General features: G+C 68.7%; 14 protein-coding genes. 5 read left to right on the top strand and 9 right to left on the bottom strand.

The window, feature by feature from the left end; genetic code table 11:
• Positions 1–431: 431 nt before the first annotated feature.
• Positions 432–2,372, bottom strand: a complete 1,941-nt coding sequence (gene dxs / locus ACFY5A_RS15075; RefSeq protein ID WP_341942075.1) for a 1-deoxy-D-xylulose-5-phosphate synthase — start codon at positions 2,370–2,372, stop codon at positions 432–434.
• Between the two features lie 161 nt (positions 2,373–2,533).
• Between dxs and ACFY5A_RS15080 the strand changes: the two genes are divergently transcribed.
• Positions 2,534–3,235 (top strand): hypothetical protein, encoded by a 702-nt coding sequence (locus ACFY5A_RS15080; RefSeq protein ID WP_387235205.1) that lies wholly within the window; start codon positions 2,534–2,536, stop codon positions 3,233–3,235.
• Here ACFY5A_RS15080 and acnA read toward each other — a convergent pair whose 3' ends face one another.
• From acnA to dut, 4 genes are all read right to left on the bottom strand, one after another.
• Positions 3,236–6,070 (bottom strand): aconitate hydratase AcnA, encoded by a 2,835-nt coding sequence (gene acnA / locus ACFY5A_RS15085; protein WP_105673070.1) that lies wholly within the window; start codon positions 6,068–6,070, stop codon positions 3,236–3,238.
• Between the two features lie 154 nt (positions 6,071–6,224).
• The gene (locus tag ACFY5A_RS15090) at positions 6,225–6,959 is read right to left on the bottom strand and encodes a DUF3159 domain-containing protein (RefSeq protein WP_387235208.1); all 735 of its coding nucleotides are present in this window, start codon (positions 6,957–6,959) and stop codon (positions 6,225–6,227) included.
• A complete protein-coding gene (locus ACFY5A_RS15095; protein ID WP_105673068.1) occupies positions 6,956–7,543 on the bottom strand; it encodes a DUF3710 domain-containing protein in 588 nt (195 codons plus the stop codon). Before ACFY5A_RS15095 ends, ACFY5A_RS15090 begins: the two co-directional genes overlap by 4 nt.
• The gene (gene dut / locus ACFY5A_RS15100; RefSeq protein ID WP_181155829.1) at positions 7,543–8,028 is read right to left on the bottom strand and encodes a dUTP diphosphatase; all 486 of its coding nucleotides are present in this window, start codon (positions 8,026–8,028) and stop codon (positions 7,543–7,545) included. The genes ACFY5A_RS15095 and dut overlap by 1 nt, the downstream gene beginning before the upstream one ends.
• Before the next feature lie 12 nt (positions 8,029–8,040).
• On the opposite strand from dut, the gene ACFY5A_RS15105 reads away from it, so the two are divergent.
• Complete coding sequence (locus ACFY5A_RS15105; protein ID WP_341942070.1) at positions 8,041–8,514, top strand: DUF3093 family protein; 474 nt, start codon at positions 8,041–8,043, stop codon at positions 8,512–8,514.
• Between the two features lie 136 nt (positions 8,515–8,650).
• On the opposite strand, the gene ACFY5A_RS15110 is transcribed toward ACFY5A_RS15105, so the two are convergent.
• Positions 8,651–8,944, bottom strand: a complete 294-nt coding sequence (locus ACFY5A_RS15110; RefSeq protein WP_105673065.1) for a DUF4193 domain-containing protein — start codon at positions 8,942–8,944, stop codon at positions 8,651–8,653.
• 200 nt (positions 8,945–9,144) lie between these two features.
• Here ACFY5A_RS15110 and sepH point away from each other — a divergent pair, with 200 nt between their 5' ends.
• On the top strand, positions 9,145–10,182 hold the full coding sequence (gene sepH / locus ACFY5A_RS15115; protein WP_341942069.1) for a septation protein SepH: 1,038 nt from the start codon (positions 9,145–9,147) through the stop codon (positions 10,180–10,182).
• Between the two features lie 15 nt (positions 10,183–10,197).
• On the opposite strand, the gene ACFY5A_RS15120 is transcribed toward sepH, so the two are convergent.
• Entirely contained in the window at positions 10,198–11,319 is a 1,122-nt protein-coding gene (locus tag ACFY5A_RS15120) for a nucleotide pyrophosphatase/phosphodiesterase family protein (protein WP_341942068.1), read from the bottom strand.
• 45 nt (positions 11,320–11,364) lie between these two features.
• Here ACFY5A_RS15120 and ACFY5A_RS15125 point away from each other — a divergent pair, with 45 nt between their 5' ends.
• Complete coding sequence (locus ACFY5A_RS15125) at positions 11,365–13,806, top strand: DNA topoisomerase (ATP-hydrolyzing) subunit A (protein WP_387235214.1); 2,442 nt, start codon at positions 11,365–11,367, stop codon at positions 13,804–13,806.
• Between the two features lie 111 nt (positions 13,807–13,917).
• Here the strand turns inward: ACFY5A_RS15125 and ACFY5A_RS15130 are convergent, their stop codons facing one another.
• Positions 13,918–14,733 (bottom strand): alpha/beta fold hydrolase, encoded by an 816-nt coding sequence (locus ACFY5A_RS15130; protein WP_387235217.1) that lies wholly within the window; start codon positions 14,731–14,733, stop codon positions 13,918–13,920.
• A 19-nt stretch (positions 14,734–14,752) separates the two neighbouring features.
• The gene (locus ACFY5A_RS15135; protein WP_387235220.1) at positions 14,753–16,831 is read right to left on the bottom strand and encodes a type IIA DNA topoisomerase subunit B; all 2,079 of its coding nucleotides are present in this window, start codon (positions 16,829–16,831) and stop codon (positions 14,753–14,755) included.
• Positions 16,832–17,013: 182 nt separating this feature from the next.
• Here ACFY5A_RS15135 and ACFY5A_RS15140 point away from each other — a divergent pair, with 182 nt between their 5' ends.
• Positions 17,014–17,229: a hypothetical protein gene (locus ACFY5A_RS15140; protein WP_105673060.1), complete on the top strand. Its 216-nt coding sequence runs from the start codon at positions 17,014–17,016 to the stop codon at positions 17,227–17,229.
• Positions 17,230–17,250: the final 21 nt, after the last annotated feature.

Below are 17,250 nucleotides of genomic sequence, written 5' to 3' on the forward strand. Positions count from 1 at the left end.
CACGGATGGCGTCGAGACGTCTCCCTCGAACATCAACGTGTTCCTGTTCGCCGCCTTCTGCGCACTCGTGATCGGAGGGACGATCTCCCTCATCGTCATGCCCGTGGGGGTCATGCTGGCGATACTTCTCGGGCGCGCTCTGTCGCGTAGCCGACGGCTCTGGGTGCACGTCGTCGTCTACACCGCGCTCGGCATCGCCATCGGCCTCGTATACATCGCGCTGCTGCGGGGCGGTGAGGTGTTCGCCCCGATTCGCTCAGTATGGGACTACGTACTCTTCGTCCCCGCCGTCTCTGCGTCACTCGCGGTTCCGCTCGGCTGGTGGTGCACCGCTCATCGGCTCCTGCTCGCGGATCGACGTCGGAGGGAGCACCGCACTGAGCGACCGCACACCGAGGGCGGTGCGGCGGGGAGCGCTTCCTCGCCGGGGATCAGTGCCGCTCGTGCAGCGGAAGGTCGATCGCTCCGGTCTCACCGGCGTTGCGGGCGACCGGAATACGGGTGCCGAGCACCTGTGCGACGACGTCCTGGGCGATCTTCGGCGCGGTGAGGCCGGCATCCGCCAGCACCTGCTCGCGCGAGGCGTGATCGATGAACTCGTCGGGAAGCCCCAGCTCGTCCACGGCAGTGTCGATCCCGGCCTCGCGCAGCACCTGACGCACGCGGGTGCCGATCCCGCCCACGCGGATGCCGTCCTCCAGCGTGATCACGAGACGGTGATGCGCGGCCAGCTCGATGACGGAGGGCTGCACGGGGATCGCCCAGCGCGGATCGATGACGGTGGCCCCGATGCCCTGCGCCCTGAGGCGTGCGGCGACGTCCATCGCGAGCGCGGCGAACGGGCCGATGCCGACGATGAGGACGTCTTCCGATTCGCCCCTCGCGAGCACGTCGACGCCGTCGTCGAGACGCTCGAGCGCGGGGAGGTCGGGGGCGACCTCACCCTTCGGGAAACGGATGACCGTGGGGGCGTCGTCGACGAGGACCGCCTCCTCCAGCGCCTCTGTGAGGCGCGCGGCATCGCGGGGAGCAGCGATGCGGATGTGCGGGACGATCTGCAGCATCGCGAGATCCCACATGCCGTGGTGGCTGGGCCCATCGGGTCCGGTGACGCCTGCGCGGTCCAGTACGAACGTGACGCCCGCGCGGTGGAGAGCGACGTCCATCAGGACCTGATCGAATGCGCGCCCCATGAAGGTCGCGTACACGGCGACCACCGGGTGCAGGCCGCCGTAGGCGAGACCCGCGGCGGATGCCACCGCGTGCTGTTCGGCGATGCCGACGTCGTACACGCGATCGGGGAAGCGCTCGGCGAACGGCGCGAGGCCCGTGGGGCGCAGCATCGCGGCGGTCATGGCGATGACGTCGCTTCGGCGCTCGCCCACATCGACGAGAGCCTTCGAGAACACATCGGTCCACCCCAACCCGCCGGAGGAGAGCGTCTCCCCCGTCGCCGGATCGATTCTGCCGACGGCATGGAACTGGTCGGCCTCGTCATCACGCGCCGGCTGGTAGCCCCTGCCCTTCTCGGTGATCGCGTGCACGATGACCGGGGCCCCGTACGACTTCGCGAGCTCGAGCGTCTCCAGCAGCGCCGGCAGATCGTGTCCGTCCACCGGGCCGAGGTACTTGATGTCGAGGTTCGAGTAGAGCGCTTCGTTGTTCGTGAAGCGGGAGAGGAACCCGTGCGTTCCGCCGCGCACGCCGCGGAACACCGCGCGACCGACCGGCCCGAAGGCGCGGAACAGGCGGTCGGACTTGCGGTGCAGGTCCTTGTACGCCGCCGCGGTGCGCACGCGGTTGAGGTAGCGGGACATTCCGCCGATGGTCGGCGCGTAGGAGCGCCCGTTGTCGTTCACGACGATCACGAGGTTGCGGTCGTTGTCGTCGGAGATGTTGTTCAGCGCCTCCCACGTCATGCCGCCCGTGAGGGCGCCGTCGCCGACCACGGCGACGACGTGGCGGTCGGCGCGACCGGTCGCGGTGAGAGCACGAGAGACGCCGTCGGCCCAGCTCAGCGAGCTCGACGCATGAGACGACTCGACGACATCGTGCGGGCTCTCGCTGCGCTGCGGGTACCCTGCGAGACCGCCGCGGACCCGGAGATCGGAGAAGTCCTGCCGCCCTGTGAGCAGCTTGTGGACGTACGACTGGTGACCCGTGTCGAAGATGAACGGATCGTCGGGCGAGGAGAAGACCCGGTGCAGTGCGATCGTGAGCTCGACGACACCCAGGTTCGGACCCAGGTGACCGCCCGTGCGGGACACGTTCTCCACGAGGAAGTCGCGGACCTCCGCAGCGAGTTCGATCAGCTGCTCGGTGGACAGGGCGTCCAGATCTCGGGGTCCTGAGATGCTCGGAAGAATGGGCATCTGCGCCTCCTCACAGGCTCTGTACGCGGCATCCGAGTTCCGGTTCGAAGGCCGCTACGATCCTATCGCGCAAGGCCGGGAATCCTCGGTGAGAAGGCGTTCGCCCCGCCCGTCGCGGCGGATGTCTGCCCTAGCATCGTCACAGATCCGAAGGAGTCTCCATGCCCGCAGCCGCACCGCAGTACGTGTGGCGCCGTTCCGATCTCGTGCTCGGCCGGATGCTCGCTCTGTCTCCGCTCTCGATCGTCGCATCCTTCGTCCTCTCGGTTTTCGCGCTCGGCATCGTCAGCGCCTTCACCCCGAAGCCGGCGAACCCGCAGTCGGGTTGGGACGAGATGACCGGGATCTTCGAAGGCATGATGGCCGGGTTCGCGGTCGCGCAGATCGTCCTCGCTGCGGCTCAGATCGCGATTGCCGTCGCTGTCGCCATCATCGCGTCGCGTCTGCGACCGTTTCGTCGTGGACACGCACTCGGTCCGATCGTGATCGCACTCTCGCTGGCCGCTGTCGTCTCGACGGCGCTCGACTGCGCAGGGAGGATCACGCCGGAGCTGGTGGTCGCCTCAGGGACCGGAACGCTGCACGACGTTCTCCGCTGGGTGGGTCCGGCGCTGGTCGCACTGGCGATAGCGGTGCTGCTGAGCTTGTTGAGAATGTGCGGGCTCGCGATATGGCGCTTCCCCAGCCTGCCTCTGCTCGCTCTGACCTCTCCGCTCCTGCTGATTCCGTCCGTGCGTATGCTCGACCTCGTCGCCGCTTTCATCCCCCCTGTGATCCTCGGCGCCGTGTGGCTGCGTGCGCTGGGGAATGCAGAAGCGGGCGGAACGTCTGTAGACGCTCCGCCCGCTTCCGCGCTCAGTTGATCAGACCAGCGAGCGCAGCACGTACTGCAGGATGCCGCCGTTGCGGTAGTAGTCCGCCTCACCGGGGGTGTCGATGCGGACGACCGCGTCGAACTCCACGACCTGCTTGCCCTCGGGCGAGTGCTCGCTCGGGGTGGCGGTCACGCGGACGGTCTTCGGGGTCACGCCGTTGTTGAGCTCTTCGAGACCCGTGATCGAGACGATCTCGGTGCCGTCGAGGCCCAGCGACTCCCAGCTCTCCCCCGCGGGGAACTGCAGCGGGACGACGCCCATGCCGATGAGGTTCGAGCGGTGGATGCGCTCGAAGCTCTCGGTGATGACCGCCTTCACGCCCAGGAGGCTGGTGCCCTTGGCCGCCCAGTCGCGCGACGAGCCGGAGCCGTACTCCTTGCCGCCGAAGATGACGAGCGGTGTGCCCTGCTCCTGGTAGTTCATGCTCGCGTCGTAGATGTACGACTGCGGGCCGTCAGGCTGGGTGAAGTCGCGCGTGAAGCCGCCCTCGATGACCTGACCGTCGTTGACGGCGGAGACCAGGAGGTTCTTCAGGCGGATGTTCGCGAACGTGCCGCGGATCATGACCTCGTGGTTGCCTCGGCGCGAACCGAAGGAGTTGAAGTCCTTGCGGTCGACGCCGTGCGCCTCGAGGTACTTCGCGGCGGGCGTGCCCGGCTTGATGTTTCCGGCCGGCGAGATGTGGTCGGTGGTGACCGAGTCGCCGAGCGTCGCCATGACGCGGGCGCCCTGGATGTCGCGCACCGGGGTGAGCTCCATCGTCATGCCGTCGAAGTACGGAGCCTTGCGGACGTACGTCGAGTCCTCGTCCCACTGGAAGATCGCGTCATCCGGAGTGGGGAGGCTGCGCCAGCGCTCGTCGCCGTCGAACACCGTCGCGTACTGCTTGATGAACTGGTCCCGAGAGATCGACGAGTCGACGATCTCCTGCACCTCTTCCGGCGTCGGCCAGATGTCCTTGAGGAACACGTCGTTGCCGTCGGAACCCTTGCCGAGGGCGTCGTTGTCGAAGTCGAAGTGCATCGAACCGGCGAGGGCGTAGGCGATGACCAGCGGCGGGCTCGCCAGGTAGTTCATCTTGACGTCGGGGCTGATACGACCCTCGAAGTTGCGGTTTCCGGAGAGCACCGCGGTCACGGCGAGGTCGTGCGAGTTGATCGCCTCGGAGACCTCCTCGATCAGCGGACCCGAGTTGCCGATGCAGATCGTGCAGCCGTAGCCGACGGTGTAGAAGCCGAGACCCTCGAGGTCCTTGTCGAGACCCGACTTCTCGTAGTAGTCGGTGACGACCTTGGAGCCGGGGCCGAGCGTCGTCTTGACCCACGGCTTCTGCTTGAGCCCCTTCTCGAGCGCCTTGCGGGCCACGAGACCGGCGGCGATCATGACCGACGGGTTCGACGTGTTGGTGCACGAGGTGATGGCCGCGAGGGTCACCGCGCCGTTGTCGAGGATGTACTTCTCCCCCGACGGCGTGGTCACCGGAACCGGCTTCGACGCGTTGGCGGGTGCACCGCTGTTGATGTGCACCGGACGGGTCGTCGGGGCTTCCTCTCCGGGGACCTGACCGGGGTCGGATGCCGGGAACGAGTGCTTGCCCTCGAGGTCGACGAGGTCGTCGGAGGTCGACGGGGTCGCGTAGCTGAGGATGTCGTGCTCGAACTGTGACTTCGCCTCCGAGAGGAGGATGCGGTCCTGCGGGCGCTTCGGGCCGGCGATCGACGGCACGACGGTGCCGAGGTCGAGCTCGAGGTACTCGCTGAACACGGGCTCGTGCGACGCGTCGTGCCAGAGCTTCTGCTCCTTGGCGTACGCCTCGACGAGCGCGACGGCCTCTTCGCTGCGGCCGGTGAGGCGCAGGTAGTCGAGGGTGACGTCGTCGATCGGGAAGATCGCCGCCGTGGAGCCGAACTCCGGAGACATGTTGCCGATGGTGGCGCGGTTCGCGAGCGGGACGGATGCGACGCCCTCGCCGTAGAACTCGACGAACTTGCCGACCACGCCGTGCTTGCGCAGCAGGTCGGTGATGGTCAGCACGACGTCGGTCGCGGTGACGCCGGCCGGGATCTCACCGGAGAGCTTGAAGCCGACGACGCGCGGGATGAGCATCGACACGGGCTGGCCGAGCATGGCCGCCTCTGCCTCGATGCCGCCGACGCCCCAGCCGAGCACGCCGAGGCCGTTGACCATCGTGGTGTGCGAGTCGGTGCCGACGCAGGTGTCGGGGTAGGCGCGCAGGACGCCGTTCACGTTCCGGTCGTAGATGACCTTGGCGAGGTGCTCGATGTTCACCTGGTGCACGATGCCGGTGCCAGGAGGAACGACCTTGAAGTCCTGGAACGCGGTCTGGCCCCAGCGCAGGAACTGGTAGCGCTCGCCGTTGCGCTCGTACTCGATCTCGACGTTGCGCTCGAGAGCGTTCTCCGAGCCGAAGAGGTCGGCGATCACGGAGTGGTCGATGACCATCTCGGCCGGCGAGAGCGGGTTGATCTTGTTCGCGTCGCCGCCCAGCGCCGTCACGGCCTCGCGCATCGTGGCGAGGTCGACGATGCAGGGAACACCCGTGAAGTCCTGCATGACCACGCGCGCAGGCGTGAACTGGATCTCGGTGTTCGGCTCCGCCGCGGCATCCCACGACCCGAGCGCCTCGATCTGCGCCTTCGTCACGTTCGCGCCGTCCTCGGTGCGAAGCAGGTTCTCAAGGAGCACCTTGAGGCTGAAGGGGAGCTTGTCGAAACCGGGCACCGTGTCGATGCGGAAGATCTCGTAGTCGGTGCTGCCGACCGTCAGGGTGCTCTTGGCACCGAAGCTGTTCACCGTGGACACGAATCCGTCTCCTTCTATTCGGATGGGAGCGACAGGCGCCTCCATCTTGCTCGCCTCCGACGCCGTCCGGCTAGCAAGGTGGACCTAACCCAGTCTGCTCCCCGCGGGCCTCGGGCGAAAGCCTGCAATTTATCTTGATGTCAAGATAAATCTATCATGCCTCGGAAGAGGACTCGGCAACCGACTCGCGGGGGTAGAGCGCTCGGACCACGAGCCACGTGACGGCGATCATGGGAGCGAACAGCGGAAGCCCCATGATCAGCTTCAGAGTGCCGAGCGCGGTGACCTCCCCCGCGAGGTAGAGCGGGAACTGCACGGCCAGCCGAGCGAAGAACAGCGCGGACCAGGCGATCCCGAGCCACAGGAACGCGCGCTTCTTCCGGCGATCCCTGCGCCACGCGGTGCCGTCGCCCATGAGGAACCCGACCGCCAGGCCGATGAGCGACCATCCGATCAGCGCCGAGATCAGCAGCACCGTCCCGTAGGCGGTGTTCGTGATGAGACCGGGGACGAAGTTGTCCTGTCCTCGCCCCGTCCAGAGCGCGAGACCGGCGGCGGCCGCAGCGGCGACGAGACCGCCGATCGCGGCCGACGGCGGCGACTTCTGCAGCAGCCGGATGATCGTAAACACGGCGGCGAGACCGACGGACACCCCCAGCGCGAGGACGAGCGGCTCGGGGCGGATGGTGAACAGGATCACGAATGCGAGGCTCGGCAGCACCGACTCCAGGATGCCGCGCCAGCCGCCCATGGCGGACCAGACGACCTTCTGCGTGCTCGCGCTGTCGGCGGGATCGAGCCCTGCACGCCGCGCAGCGCCGCCGAGCGCCGCCCCGAGGATCTCGGATGCGGAGGGCTCGCGCTGGTCGTCGGGCTCTGCTGCGCTCACGCGGAGCCCGGCGTCGCCGGCATCTTCAGCGGGATCAGGTCGCGCGGCGGCATGGGAGCACCTCCGCGGACGACCACGATCGAGCGGAACAGGTCCTCGACCTTGGCGGCGGCCTCCAGGTCGGATGCCGCGGCACCGCCGATCACGCCGCGCAGGAACCAGCGGGGGCCGTCGATGCCGATGAAGCGCGCGAGGCGCAGTTCGGAGCCCTCGTTGGCGGGTGCGGGCACCTCGGCGAGCAGTTCCTTGCCGAGGGGGCCGTCTCGCTCCTCGACCCGGCCGCCCTGAGCCTTGACCTGGTCGCGCAGCTGCACGCGGGTCTCGTCCCACAGGCCCCCGGAGCGCGGTGCGGCGAAGGGCTGCACCTGCAGGGAGGAGTCCGCGTAGTCGAGCCCGACGGCGACGATGCGCTTGGTCTGCTCCTCGACCTCGAGGCGCAGATTGAGGCCCTCCCGCGGGAGGATCTTGATGCCGCCGAGGTCGATGTACGGGCGGACGGGATTCGCCTCGGAGTCGTCCAGGGGGCCCTCGGTGGCCCGGTTGTCGGGCGCCGACTTCGACGGGGTGGCGTTGTTGTCAGTCATCAGCCTTGTCCTGCTTCGTTCTGGTGGGATGCTGCCTGGTATCCGGTGGATCCGAATCCCCCCTCGCCGCGGACGCTGTCTGGCAGCTCCTCGACGGGGATGAAGGTCGCTCGGGTCACCGGCATGATGATCAGCTGGGCGATGCGATCGCCGACGGCCACATCGTACGCGCTGCGGATGTCGGTGTTGATCAGGCTCACCTTGATCTCCCCGCGGTAGCCGGCATCCACCGTCCCAGGGGAGTTCACGATCGAGATCCCGTGCTTGGCTGCGAGGCCGCTGCGCGGCACCACGAACGCGGCGTACCCCTCGGGCAGAGCGATGCGGACGCCGGTCGCGACGAGCGCGCGCTCGCCCGGTCCGAGGTGCACGGCCTCCGCAGCGACGAGGTCGGCTCCGGCGTCTCCGGGGTGCGCGTAACCGGGAACGACGGCGGCGTCGTTCAGCACAGGGGCGATAATGGGGATGTCCACCGATTCAGTCACCCCACGAGGCTAATGCAGAACCGCGCCCCACAGACACGTCCGCTCTACCGCGAGCGGCTGTCGCCGAGCCTCTGGCTGCTCGTGACCGTCGCCCTCGCGGGCCCCATGGTGTCTCTGATCTTCGTCCCGGTCGGCTCGACCGTAGCTCTCCTCGCCGGCGCCGCCGTCTCGGCTGCGCTCGTCGCGGCGTTCATCGGCTTCACTCCTGTGCTGTCCGTCGAGGGCACCGTGCTGCGCGCCGGCAGCGCGCACATCGACGCGCGTTTCCTCGGCGATCCCGAGGCCTTCACCGGCGACGAGGCGCGGCAGGCTCGCGGTCCGCGGCTCCCCGCACGGGGCTGGCACCTCATCCGCGGCGGCATCGACGGCGTCGTGACCGTCCCCAACATCGATCCGGACGACCCTGTCGACACCTGGACGATCTCCACGCGGACCCCCGACCGCCTCGCCGCGGCGATCCGCGCCGCCCGGTCCGCCACCGACTGATCCGTCGTCCGTCCGCTCGCCAGCTGATCCGTCACCACCGGCCGATCCCTCCGGCACAGCGGCGACCAGAGCCCGGATACGACGACGCGCCCTGAACCGTGAGGTTCAGAGCGCGTGACGATCGCGTGTCGCTGCGTCAGGCAGCGCACTCCTTGCAGATCGGACCGGAAGCGTCTTCGTGGTCGAGCTGCGAGCGGTGCTTCACGAGGAAGCAGCTCATGCAGGTGAACTCGTCCTCCTGAGCGGGGAGCACGACGACGTCGAGCTCCAGGTCGGACAGATCGGCACCCGGGAGGTCGAAGCTGGACGGGTTGTCCGAGTCCTCGTCCCCGGTCGAGCCGGAGAGCTTGTCCGGCACACGCTCCTTGAGGGCTTCGATCGACTCGGAGTCGTCTTCGCTCTTGCGGGGAGCGTCGTAATCGGTTGCCATGTGGTAAATCTCCACTTTCATGGTGCGAGTGGTCGGGATGCGCCGTCGGGTAATCGGCGGCCATAGTTTGCATGACCGCGAGAGATTTCGCAAATGCCCTCGCATGCGACAGAGCAAACTCACGGCACGCCCAGGGTATTCCCGGCCCTGCCGGATCATGCGTGACACCATGAAAGCACACCCACCAGAGGGGCATTCGCATGGAAAACGTCACCATCGTCGGCACTGAAGCAGGAGTGCTGGTACTCGCGACCGAATCGGGCGCGCGGTTCGCGTTGCCCATCGACGACGTGCTGCACCGGGAGATCCGCCGCGCGACGCGACAGAGCGAGCCCGTCGTGCAGCGCCTCGCCGCCAGCCCCCGCGACATCCAGGCGCAGATCCGCGCCGGACTCACGGCACCGGAGGTCGCCGAGCTGCTCGGCATCGGCGTCGACGACGTCGCGCGATTCGAAGGGCCAGTGCTCGCCGAGCGCGAGCACGTCATCGGGCAGGCGCTCGCCGTGCCGGTCCTCATCGGCAGCGAAGTCGAACCCGATGCCCAGCCGACGTTCGGCACCGCCATCCGCGCCAAGCTCGCAGAGCTCGAGGCGTCCGCCGAGCGCTGGGCGAGCTGGAAGGACGAGAGCGGCTGGATCGTCAAGCTCGAGTTCACGGCGAACGAGGTCGAGCACGATGCGCGCTGGAGCTTCGACCCGCGCCGCAGCGCTCTCGCACCGCTGAACGCCGACGCCACCCAGCTCTCCCGCCAGGGATCCCTGCCCGAAGGCCTCATCCCCCGGCTGCGCGCCGTGGACGCGGAGCGCCCCGCGTCGCCCTACAAGGACGAGAGCCGCTTCGACTCCGGCGCTTTCGGACCCCGTCTCGTCCCGACGCCGGAGGCCGACGCCGAAGACCCGAGCCTCCCGGAGCGCTCCCCGTCCGCCGCTCAGGATGCCGCGATCAAGCGCGCACCGGAGTCCCAGACGACCAGCCCGGAGACGGCCGACCTGCTCGAGGCTCTGCGCCGTCGTCGCGGCCAGCGTGAGAGCGCGCCCCTCATCGATGCTGACGACGAGGATCGTTCGCCGGAGCCGAGTCCCATCGCCCTGTTCGACGCTCTCGAATCGTCTCAGGACGAGCCGGAGGACGAGCCGGAGCCCACCCCCGAACCCGCGCAGGACAACGGACGCCGCCGTCGCCGCAACGCGATGCCGTCGTGGGACGAGATCGTCTTCGGAGCGCGCACCGACGAGTGATCCGCGCGCGACCGCTCAGCGAGCGAACGCGCCGAATCGCAGCAGAGGCACCTGACGCTCCTCGGGAGTGAGCCCGCCGTGCTGCCCGACCATCCCCCGGCTGCGCTGATCGGCGGCGGTCCCGTCGTACACGGCACCGCTCCCCCGCGCGACGACGAGCAGGTCGCCGATCCGGGACGCCGCGGCATCCGTCACCGTCTGCCCGAAGAGTCCCGAAGCGATGGCCTCGGCCTTCGACCCGATGTCGGCGACGCCGTCGAGGTCCGACCGCCACCGCGAGAGGACGGCATCGACGTCGCTCTCGGGCTGCAGGTACACGTGGAGCATCCGCGGCTCTCCTCCGACGTGCCGTACTCCGTCGAGGTGCTCGGCCTCCAGCACCATCTGCCGATGGCTCGGCACGTCCACCATGCCGTGGTCGGAGGTCACGATGACACCGACCCCCGGAGGGATCCTGCGCGCGAGCGCGGCGTCCACGTCCTCGAGCGCCGACACCCATTGGCGCGAGGCGATGCCGTGCTTGTGCCCCGCCTTGTCGACCTCGGGAAGGTAGCAGTAGACGAGGGCACCGGGATGGCGCTCCGCGAGCTCGTAGGCGGCCTCGACGCGATCCGCGGGCGACTGCGCCGCGACGAAGTCCGCACCGCGCAGCGTGGCCCGCGTGAACCCGCTGCCCGCGTAGGCGGCGACGCCCACGGCGAAGACCGGTCTGCCCTCGGCGCGTCCGCGTTCGAACACCGTGGGCGCCGACTGCCACACGGCGGGGTCGATGCCCTCGGACTCCCACCCGGACAGCTGATTGACCAGCACATCGCGCTCGCGGTCGAGCACGCGGTATCCCACGAGGCCGTGCTCGCCGGGCCACACCCCGGTGAGGATGCTCGTCAGGGCGGCAGCCGTCGTCGAGGGGAACACCGAGTGGGCGACGTCCTTCTTCGCCATCCCCGCCGTCAGACTCCGCGCGTGTCCGGCGTGAGCTCGCAGGCTGATGGCCCCGAGGCCGTCGATGAGGACGAGCACGACGGAGTCCGCCCGCGGCAGCACCGAGGACTCACCGCGCAGGGACGCGAACAGGTCGTCCGCCACCCCGACGACGCTCCGGGCTGTCGGGGACTCGGACGGTAGCATGAGGGACATCCGAGCCAGTCTGACACAGGCTCCATCTACGCCCTCAGGAACTCCATGCCGAAAACCCCGCCGCCCGAGCTCGCCCCGGAACGAATCCAGGACATCGACCTCGAAAGCGAGATGCAGGGCTCGTTCCTCGAGTACGCCTACTCGGTCATCTACTCGCGCGCTCTGCCCGACGCCCGCGACGGTCTCAAGCCCGTGCAGCGGCGCATCCTGTACCAGATGGCAGAGATGGGTCTTCGTCCCGACCGCGGACACGTCAAGAGCGCCCGCGTCGTCGGCGAGGTGATGGGAAAGCTGCACCCACACGGCGACTCGGCCATCTACGACGCCCTCGTCCGCCTGGCGCAGGAGTGGGCTCTGCGCGTGCCCCTCGTCGACGGGCACGGCAACTTCGGCTCGCTCGACGACGGCCCCGCGGCCGCGCGGTACACCGAGGCCCGCCTCGCGTCGCCCGCCATGGCCCTCACGGAGAACCTCGACGAGGACGTCGTCGACTTCATCCCGAACTACGACGGGCAGTTCCAGCAGCCGTCTGTCCTCCCCGCGGCCTTCCCCAATCTGCTCGTGAACGGCGCCAGCGGCATCGCGGTCGGCATGGCGACGAACATGGCGCCGCACAACCTCATCGAGGTCGTCGCCGCGGCGACGCATCTGCTGGAGAACCCCGACGCCTCCACCGAGGAGCTCATGGAGTTCGTGCCGGGGCCGGACTTCCCCTCCGGCGGCATCCTCATGGGCCTCGACGGCGTCAAGGACGCCTACACGACCGGACGCGGTGCGCTCAAGGTGCGCGGCAAGGTCTCCGTCGAGCCGCTCGGCCCGCGCCGCACCGGCATCATCGTCTCGGAGCTGCCGTACATGGTCGGCCCCGAGCGCCTCATCGAGAAGATCCGCGACGCGGTGCAGTCGAAGAAGCTGCAGGGCATCAGCGACGTCACCGACCTCACCGACCGCAACCACGGCCTTCGCGTCGCGATCGGCATCAAGACGGGCTTCGACCCGAACGCCGTGCTCGATCAGCTCTACCGGCTGACCCCGCTGGAGGACTCCTTCAGCATCAACAACGTCGCCCTGGTCGACGGACAGCCGCGGACGCTCGGCCTCAAGGAGATGCTCAGCGTCTACGTGGCGCACCGCCTCGAGGTCATCACGCGCCGCAGCCGCTACCGCCTCGCCCGCCGTGAGGAGCGCCTGCACCTCGTCGAAGGTCTGCTCATCGCGATCCTCGACATCGACGAGGTCATCCAAGTCATCCGCTCGTCCGACGACTCCGAGCAGGCGCGCACCCGCCTGCGGTCGGTGTTCGACCTCAGCGAGCTGCAGGCCGAGTACATCCTCGAGCTGCGGCTGCGTCGCCTCACGAAGTTCTCCCGGATCGAGCTGGAGGCCGAGCGCGATGCGCTGCGCGCGGAGATCGCCGCGCTGCAGGAGCTTCTGGCGAGCCCGGTGCTGCTGCGAGCTGCCGTGGCGAGGGAGCTGGATGCCGTGGCCGACGCCTACGGCACCCCCCGGCGCACGCTGCTCATGAACGCCGCACCTCCGAAGCCGCGGGCCGCGAAGGGCGCCCCCGATCTTCAGATCGCCGATGCCCCGACCGTGCTCGTGCTCTCCACGACCGGTCGTGCCGTGCGCGTCGACCTCGCCGAGGGGCAGGAGCTGACGGCCCCGGCGCGCCGCAGCAAGCACGACGCGATCCTCACCACGGTCCAGACGACCGTGCGTGCGGATCTCGGTGCGCTGACCAGCGAGGGGCGCGTCCTGCGCTTCTCCCCCGTCGATCTGCCGTCGGTGCCGTCGACGTCGGTGCAGCTCGCCGCGGGAACCCCGCTGCGGGACTACCTGGGCGTCACGACGCGCGGAGAGCGCGTCATCGGCTTCGTGCGCTTCGACAGCGAGACGCCGATCGCACTCGGCACCGCACAGGGCACGGTCAAGCGCATCGTCCCCTCGACCCTCCCCGTGCGCCCGGATCTCGAGGTCATCGGGATGAAGCCCGGCGACACCGTGGTCGGAGCCGCCGAAGCTCCGGACGACGCCGAGCTCGTGTTCATCACGACGGATGCGCAGCTGCTGCGGTTCGGAGCATCCGCGGTGCGTCCGCAGGGGGCACCGGCCGGCGGCATGGCGGGCGTCAAGCTCGGAGCCGGCGCCTCGGTGCTGTTCTTCGGCGCGGTGTCCCCAGAGGCCGAGGCCGTCGTCGCCACCGTGTCGGGCGCCGACAGCGCTCTGCCCGGCACCGATCCCGGCCGCGCCAAGGTCTCCTCCTTCGCGGAGTACCCCGCCAAGGGTCGTGCCACAGGCGGTGTCCGTGCGCACGCCTTCCTGAAGGGCGAGGACCGGCTCACGGTGGCGTGGGTGGGTCCGGACCCCGCACTCGCCGTCGATCCGACCGGTGCGGTCCGCAAGCTCCCCGAGAGCGGCTCTCGCCGCGACGCGTCCGGCCAGCCGATCGACGGCGTGATCGGCTCCATCGGTCGCACGATCGTCTGAACCGGCGCCCCCGAGGGGCCGGGATGAGCGCGACAGTGAACGCCGATCGCCCTCGCGTCGCGGAGACCGCGCGAGCCGAGAGTTTGTGCGGGGGCTGCCGCTCCCCGCTTCTCAGGACGCTCGGCCCCTGAAGGCGGCACCGTCCAGGATGCGGAGGAGCGCCGTCGAGGCGGCGTCCGGTGCATCCCAGGTGACGATGTGCCCTGCACCCGCGATGACATGCTCGACGACGCCCTCGGCATCGGCCCAGGCCCGCATCGCGATCGAGATGTTGCCCGTCCTGTCTTCTGCACCCCGCATCAGACCGAGGGGAACCGGCGTGCGATAGCCGGGCTCCGGCGTGATCAGGGAGGCGGTGGCGCGCCAGACGTCGAGGAACACGCGCTTGGGCATCCGCGCGAAGACCTCCTCCGTGCGGGCGACGGCCGCCGGCGTGGTCGCCGACGCCCTCGCCATGAGTCCGGGGAGCACCCGCGCGGGGATCATGGCCAACGAGGGCGCCGCGATGCGCAGAGCGAAGCGCTCGATCGCGGACAGCGGTCCGGCGTTCCAGCTCGCGTCGATCACGACCAGTCCGTGTGCGGCCAGAGGGGCTTCGCGGATCACTGCCTGGGAGAGGTTGCCGCCCAGGGAATGCCCGACGAGAACGGCGCCTTCGGTTCCGATCGATGCGAGCAGCGCCTTCAGGTCGCCGACGGCATCCTCCGCGGTGAACCGTCGCCCGACCAGGGTCGACTCCCCATGACCGCGCAGATCCCAGACGATCGGCCGGTAGCCGGCGGCGGCCAGCGCTCTCACCTGATCGTCGTACATACGGTGGTCCATGCCCGCGCCGTGGGTGAGCACGATCGGACGGCCTGGTCCGCCGTGGTCCGCGAACGCGATGCGGGAGCCCGGCCGATCGAGGAATCCGTCCAACTGACCCATGACCGACCTCCGCGACGACTCAGGCGTCGATCGCCTCGCGCGACAGACGGTCGGACGACTCGATGATGAACTCGCGACGAGGGGCGACCTCGTTGCCCATGAGCAGTTCGAAGACGCGACCAGCGGCCTCCGCATCCTCCATGCGCACCCGCCGGAGCAGACGTCCGCCCCGATCCATCGTGGTGGTCGCGAGCTGTTCGGCGTCCATCTCGCCGAGACCCTTGTACCGCTGGATCGGCTCGTGCCAGCGCTTGCCCGACTTCTTCAGCTTCGTCAGCAGCGCGTGCATCTCCTGCTCGCTGTAGGTGTAGATCGTCTCGTTCGGCTTGGACCCCGGGTTCATCACGATGACCCGGTGCAGCGGCGGCACGGCGGCGAACACGCGCCCCTGCTCGATCAGCGGCCGCATGTAGCGGAAGAAGAGGGTGAGCAGCAGCGTGCGGATGTGGGCGCCGTCGACGTCGGCGTCGCTCATCAGGATGACCTTGCCGTAGCGCGCGGCGTCGATGTCGAAGCTGCGTCCAGATCCGGCTCCGATCACCTGGATGATCGAGGCGCACTCGGCGTTGGAGAGCATGTCTCCGACCGAGGCCTTCTGCACGTTGAGGATCTTGCCGCGGATAGGCAGCAGCGCCTGGAACTCGCTGTTGCGCGCGTTCTTCGCCGTACCGAGAGCCGAGTCGCCCTCGACGATGAAGAGCTCACTGCGCTCCACGTCGTTCGTGCGGCAGTCGACGAGCTTGGTCGGCAGTGTGGACGACTCCAGCGCGTTCTTGCGGCGCTGCGTCTCCTTGTGCGCGCGTGCGGAGACACGCGCCTTCATCTCGGCGACGATCTTGTCGAGCAGCTGCACGGCCTGGCTCTTGTCGTCGCGCTTCGTCGAGCTGAAGCGGTCGCCGAGGTCCTTCCGGAGCACCTGGGCGACGATCTGGCGCACAGCGGGGGTGCCGAGCACCTCCTTCGTCTGGCCCTCGAACTGCGGCTCCGGCACGTTGACGGTGAGCACGGCGGTGAGCCCGGCCAGCACGTCGTCCTTCTCGAGCTTGTCGTTGCCGACCTTCAGCCGGCGGGCGTTCTGCTCGACCTGGGTGCGCAGCACCTTGAGGAGCTCCTGCTCGAAGCCCTGCTGATGCGTTCCGCCCTTCGGAGTCGCGATGATGTTCACGAATGAGCGTGTCGTCGTGTCGTAGCCGGTTCCCCAGCGCATCGCGATGTCGACCGCGCACACGCGCTCGACCTCGGTGGCGACCATGTGACCGTCGGCCTGCAGCACCGGCACGGTCTCCTTGAAGGTGCCCTCACCCTGGATGCGCCACGTGTCGGTCACCGGCGCATCGGAGGCGAGGTACTCGACGAACTCGGAGATGCCGCCCTCGTAGTGATACGAGGTCTCGTTCCTCTCCTCGGCGCGCTCATCGCGGACGACGAGTTCGAGGCCGGGGACGAGGAACGCGGTCTGCCGTGCGCGGGTCTCCAGATCGGGGAGCTGGAACGCTGCGTCCTTGGTGAAGATCTGCCGATCGGCCCAGTACCGGATGCGAGTGCCCGTGACACCGCGGGGGGCCTTCCCGATCACGCGCAGCTCGCTCTTGTCCTGGAACGGCGTGAACGGCGCGTCGGGGCGCTTCTCCCCTGTGTCGGCGAAGTTCCCCGGCTCACCACGGTGGAAGGACATCGCGTAGGTCTTGCCGCCGCGGTCGACCTCGACGTCGAGCCGCTCGGAGAGCGCATTCACGACGGAGGCGCCGACACCGTGCAGGCCGCCGGATGCCGCGTACGAGCCGCCGCCGAACTTGCCGCCGGCGTGCAGTTTGGTGAAGACCACCTCGACACCGGTCAGACCCGTGCGCGGTTCGACGTCGACGGGGATGCCGCGGCCCTTGTCGTGCACCTCGACGCTGCCATCGGCGTGCAGGATGATGTCGATCTTCGAGCCGTTGCCCGCGACGGCCTCGTCGACGGCGTTGTCGATGATCTCCCAGAGGCAGTGCATGAGGCCGGGCGAGCCGTTGGAGCCGATGTACATGCCGGGGCGCTTCCGGACGGCCTCGAGCCCTTCAAGCACCTGGAGATGATGGGCGGAATACTCGGCGGTCACAATCTCCGATTCTATTCTCGCGACCCCCTCCAGAGCCGCAGACACTCCCCGATCTGCGTCAGACGACCACCGCGGCGTACGCGCTGAGCGAAACACGCCGTAAGCCGGGCATGCGTACAGGTTGCGCGTGGTTGTATTGAGCACACCCCGACAGTGAACCCGACACCCAAGGAGGCACCGAGATGAATGCAACGACCGAACGTGAGACCTCCGCCGTCGAGTTCCGCCTGACCGCCATGGATCGCTGTGATTCCTGTGGCGCTCAGGCCTACATCGCGGCGGTCGTCAACGGCTCCGAGTTGCTCTTCTGCGCCCACCACGGACGCAAGTACGAAGAGAAGCTCCGCAGCATCGCGACGAGCTGGCACGACGAGACCGCTCGCCTCATCGAGGCCTGACTCGCTGCTCTCGACCGGCGC

This window comes from Microbacterium sp. NPDC012755, assembly GCF_042901325.1.
Classification (GTDB): Bacteria; Actinomycetota; Actinomycetes; order Actinomycetales; family Microbacteriaceae; genus Microbacterium; species Microbacterium natoriense.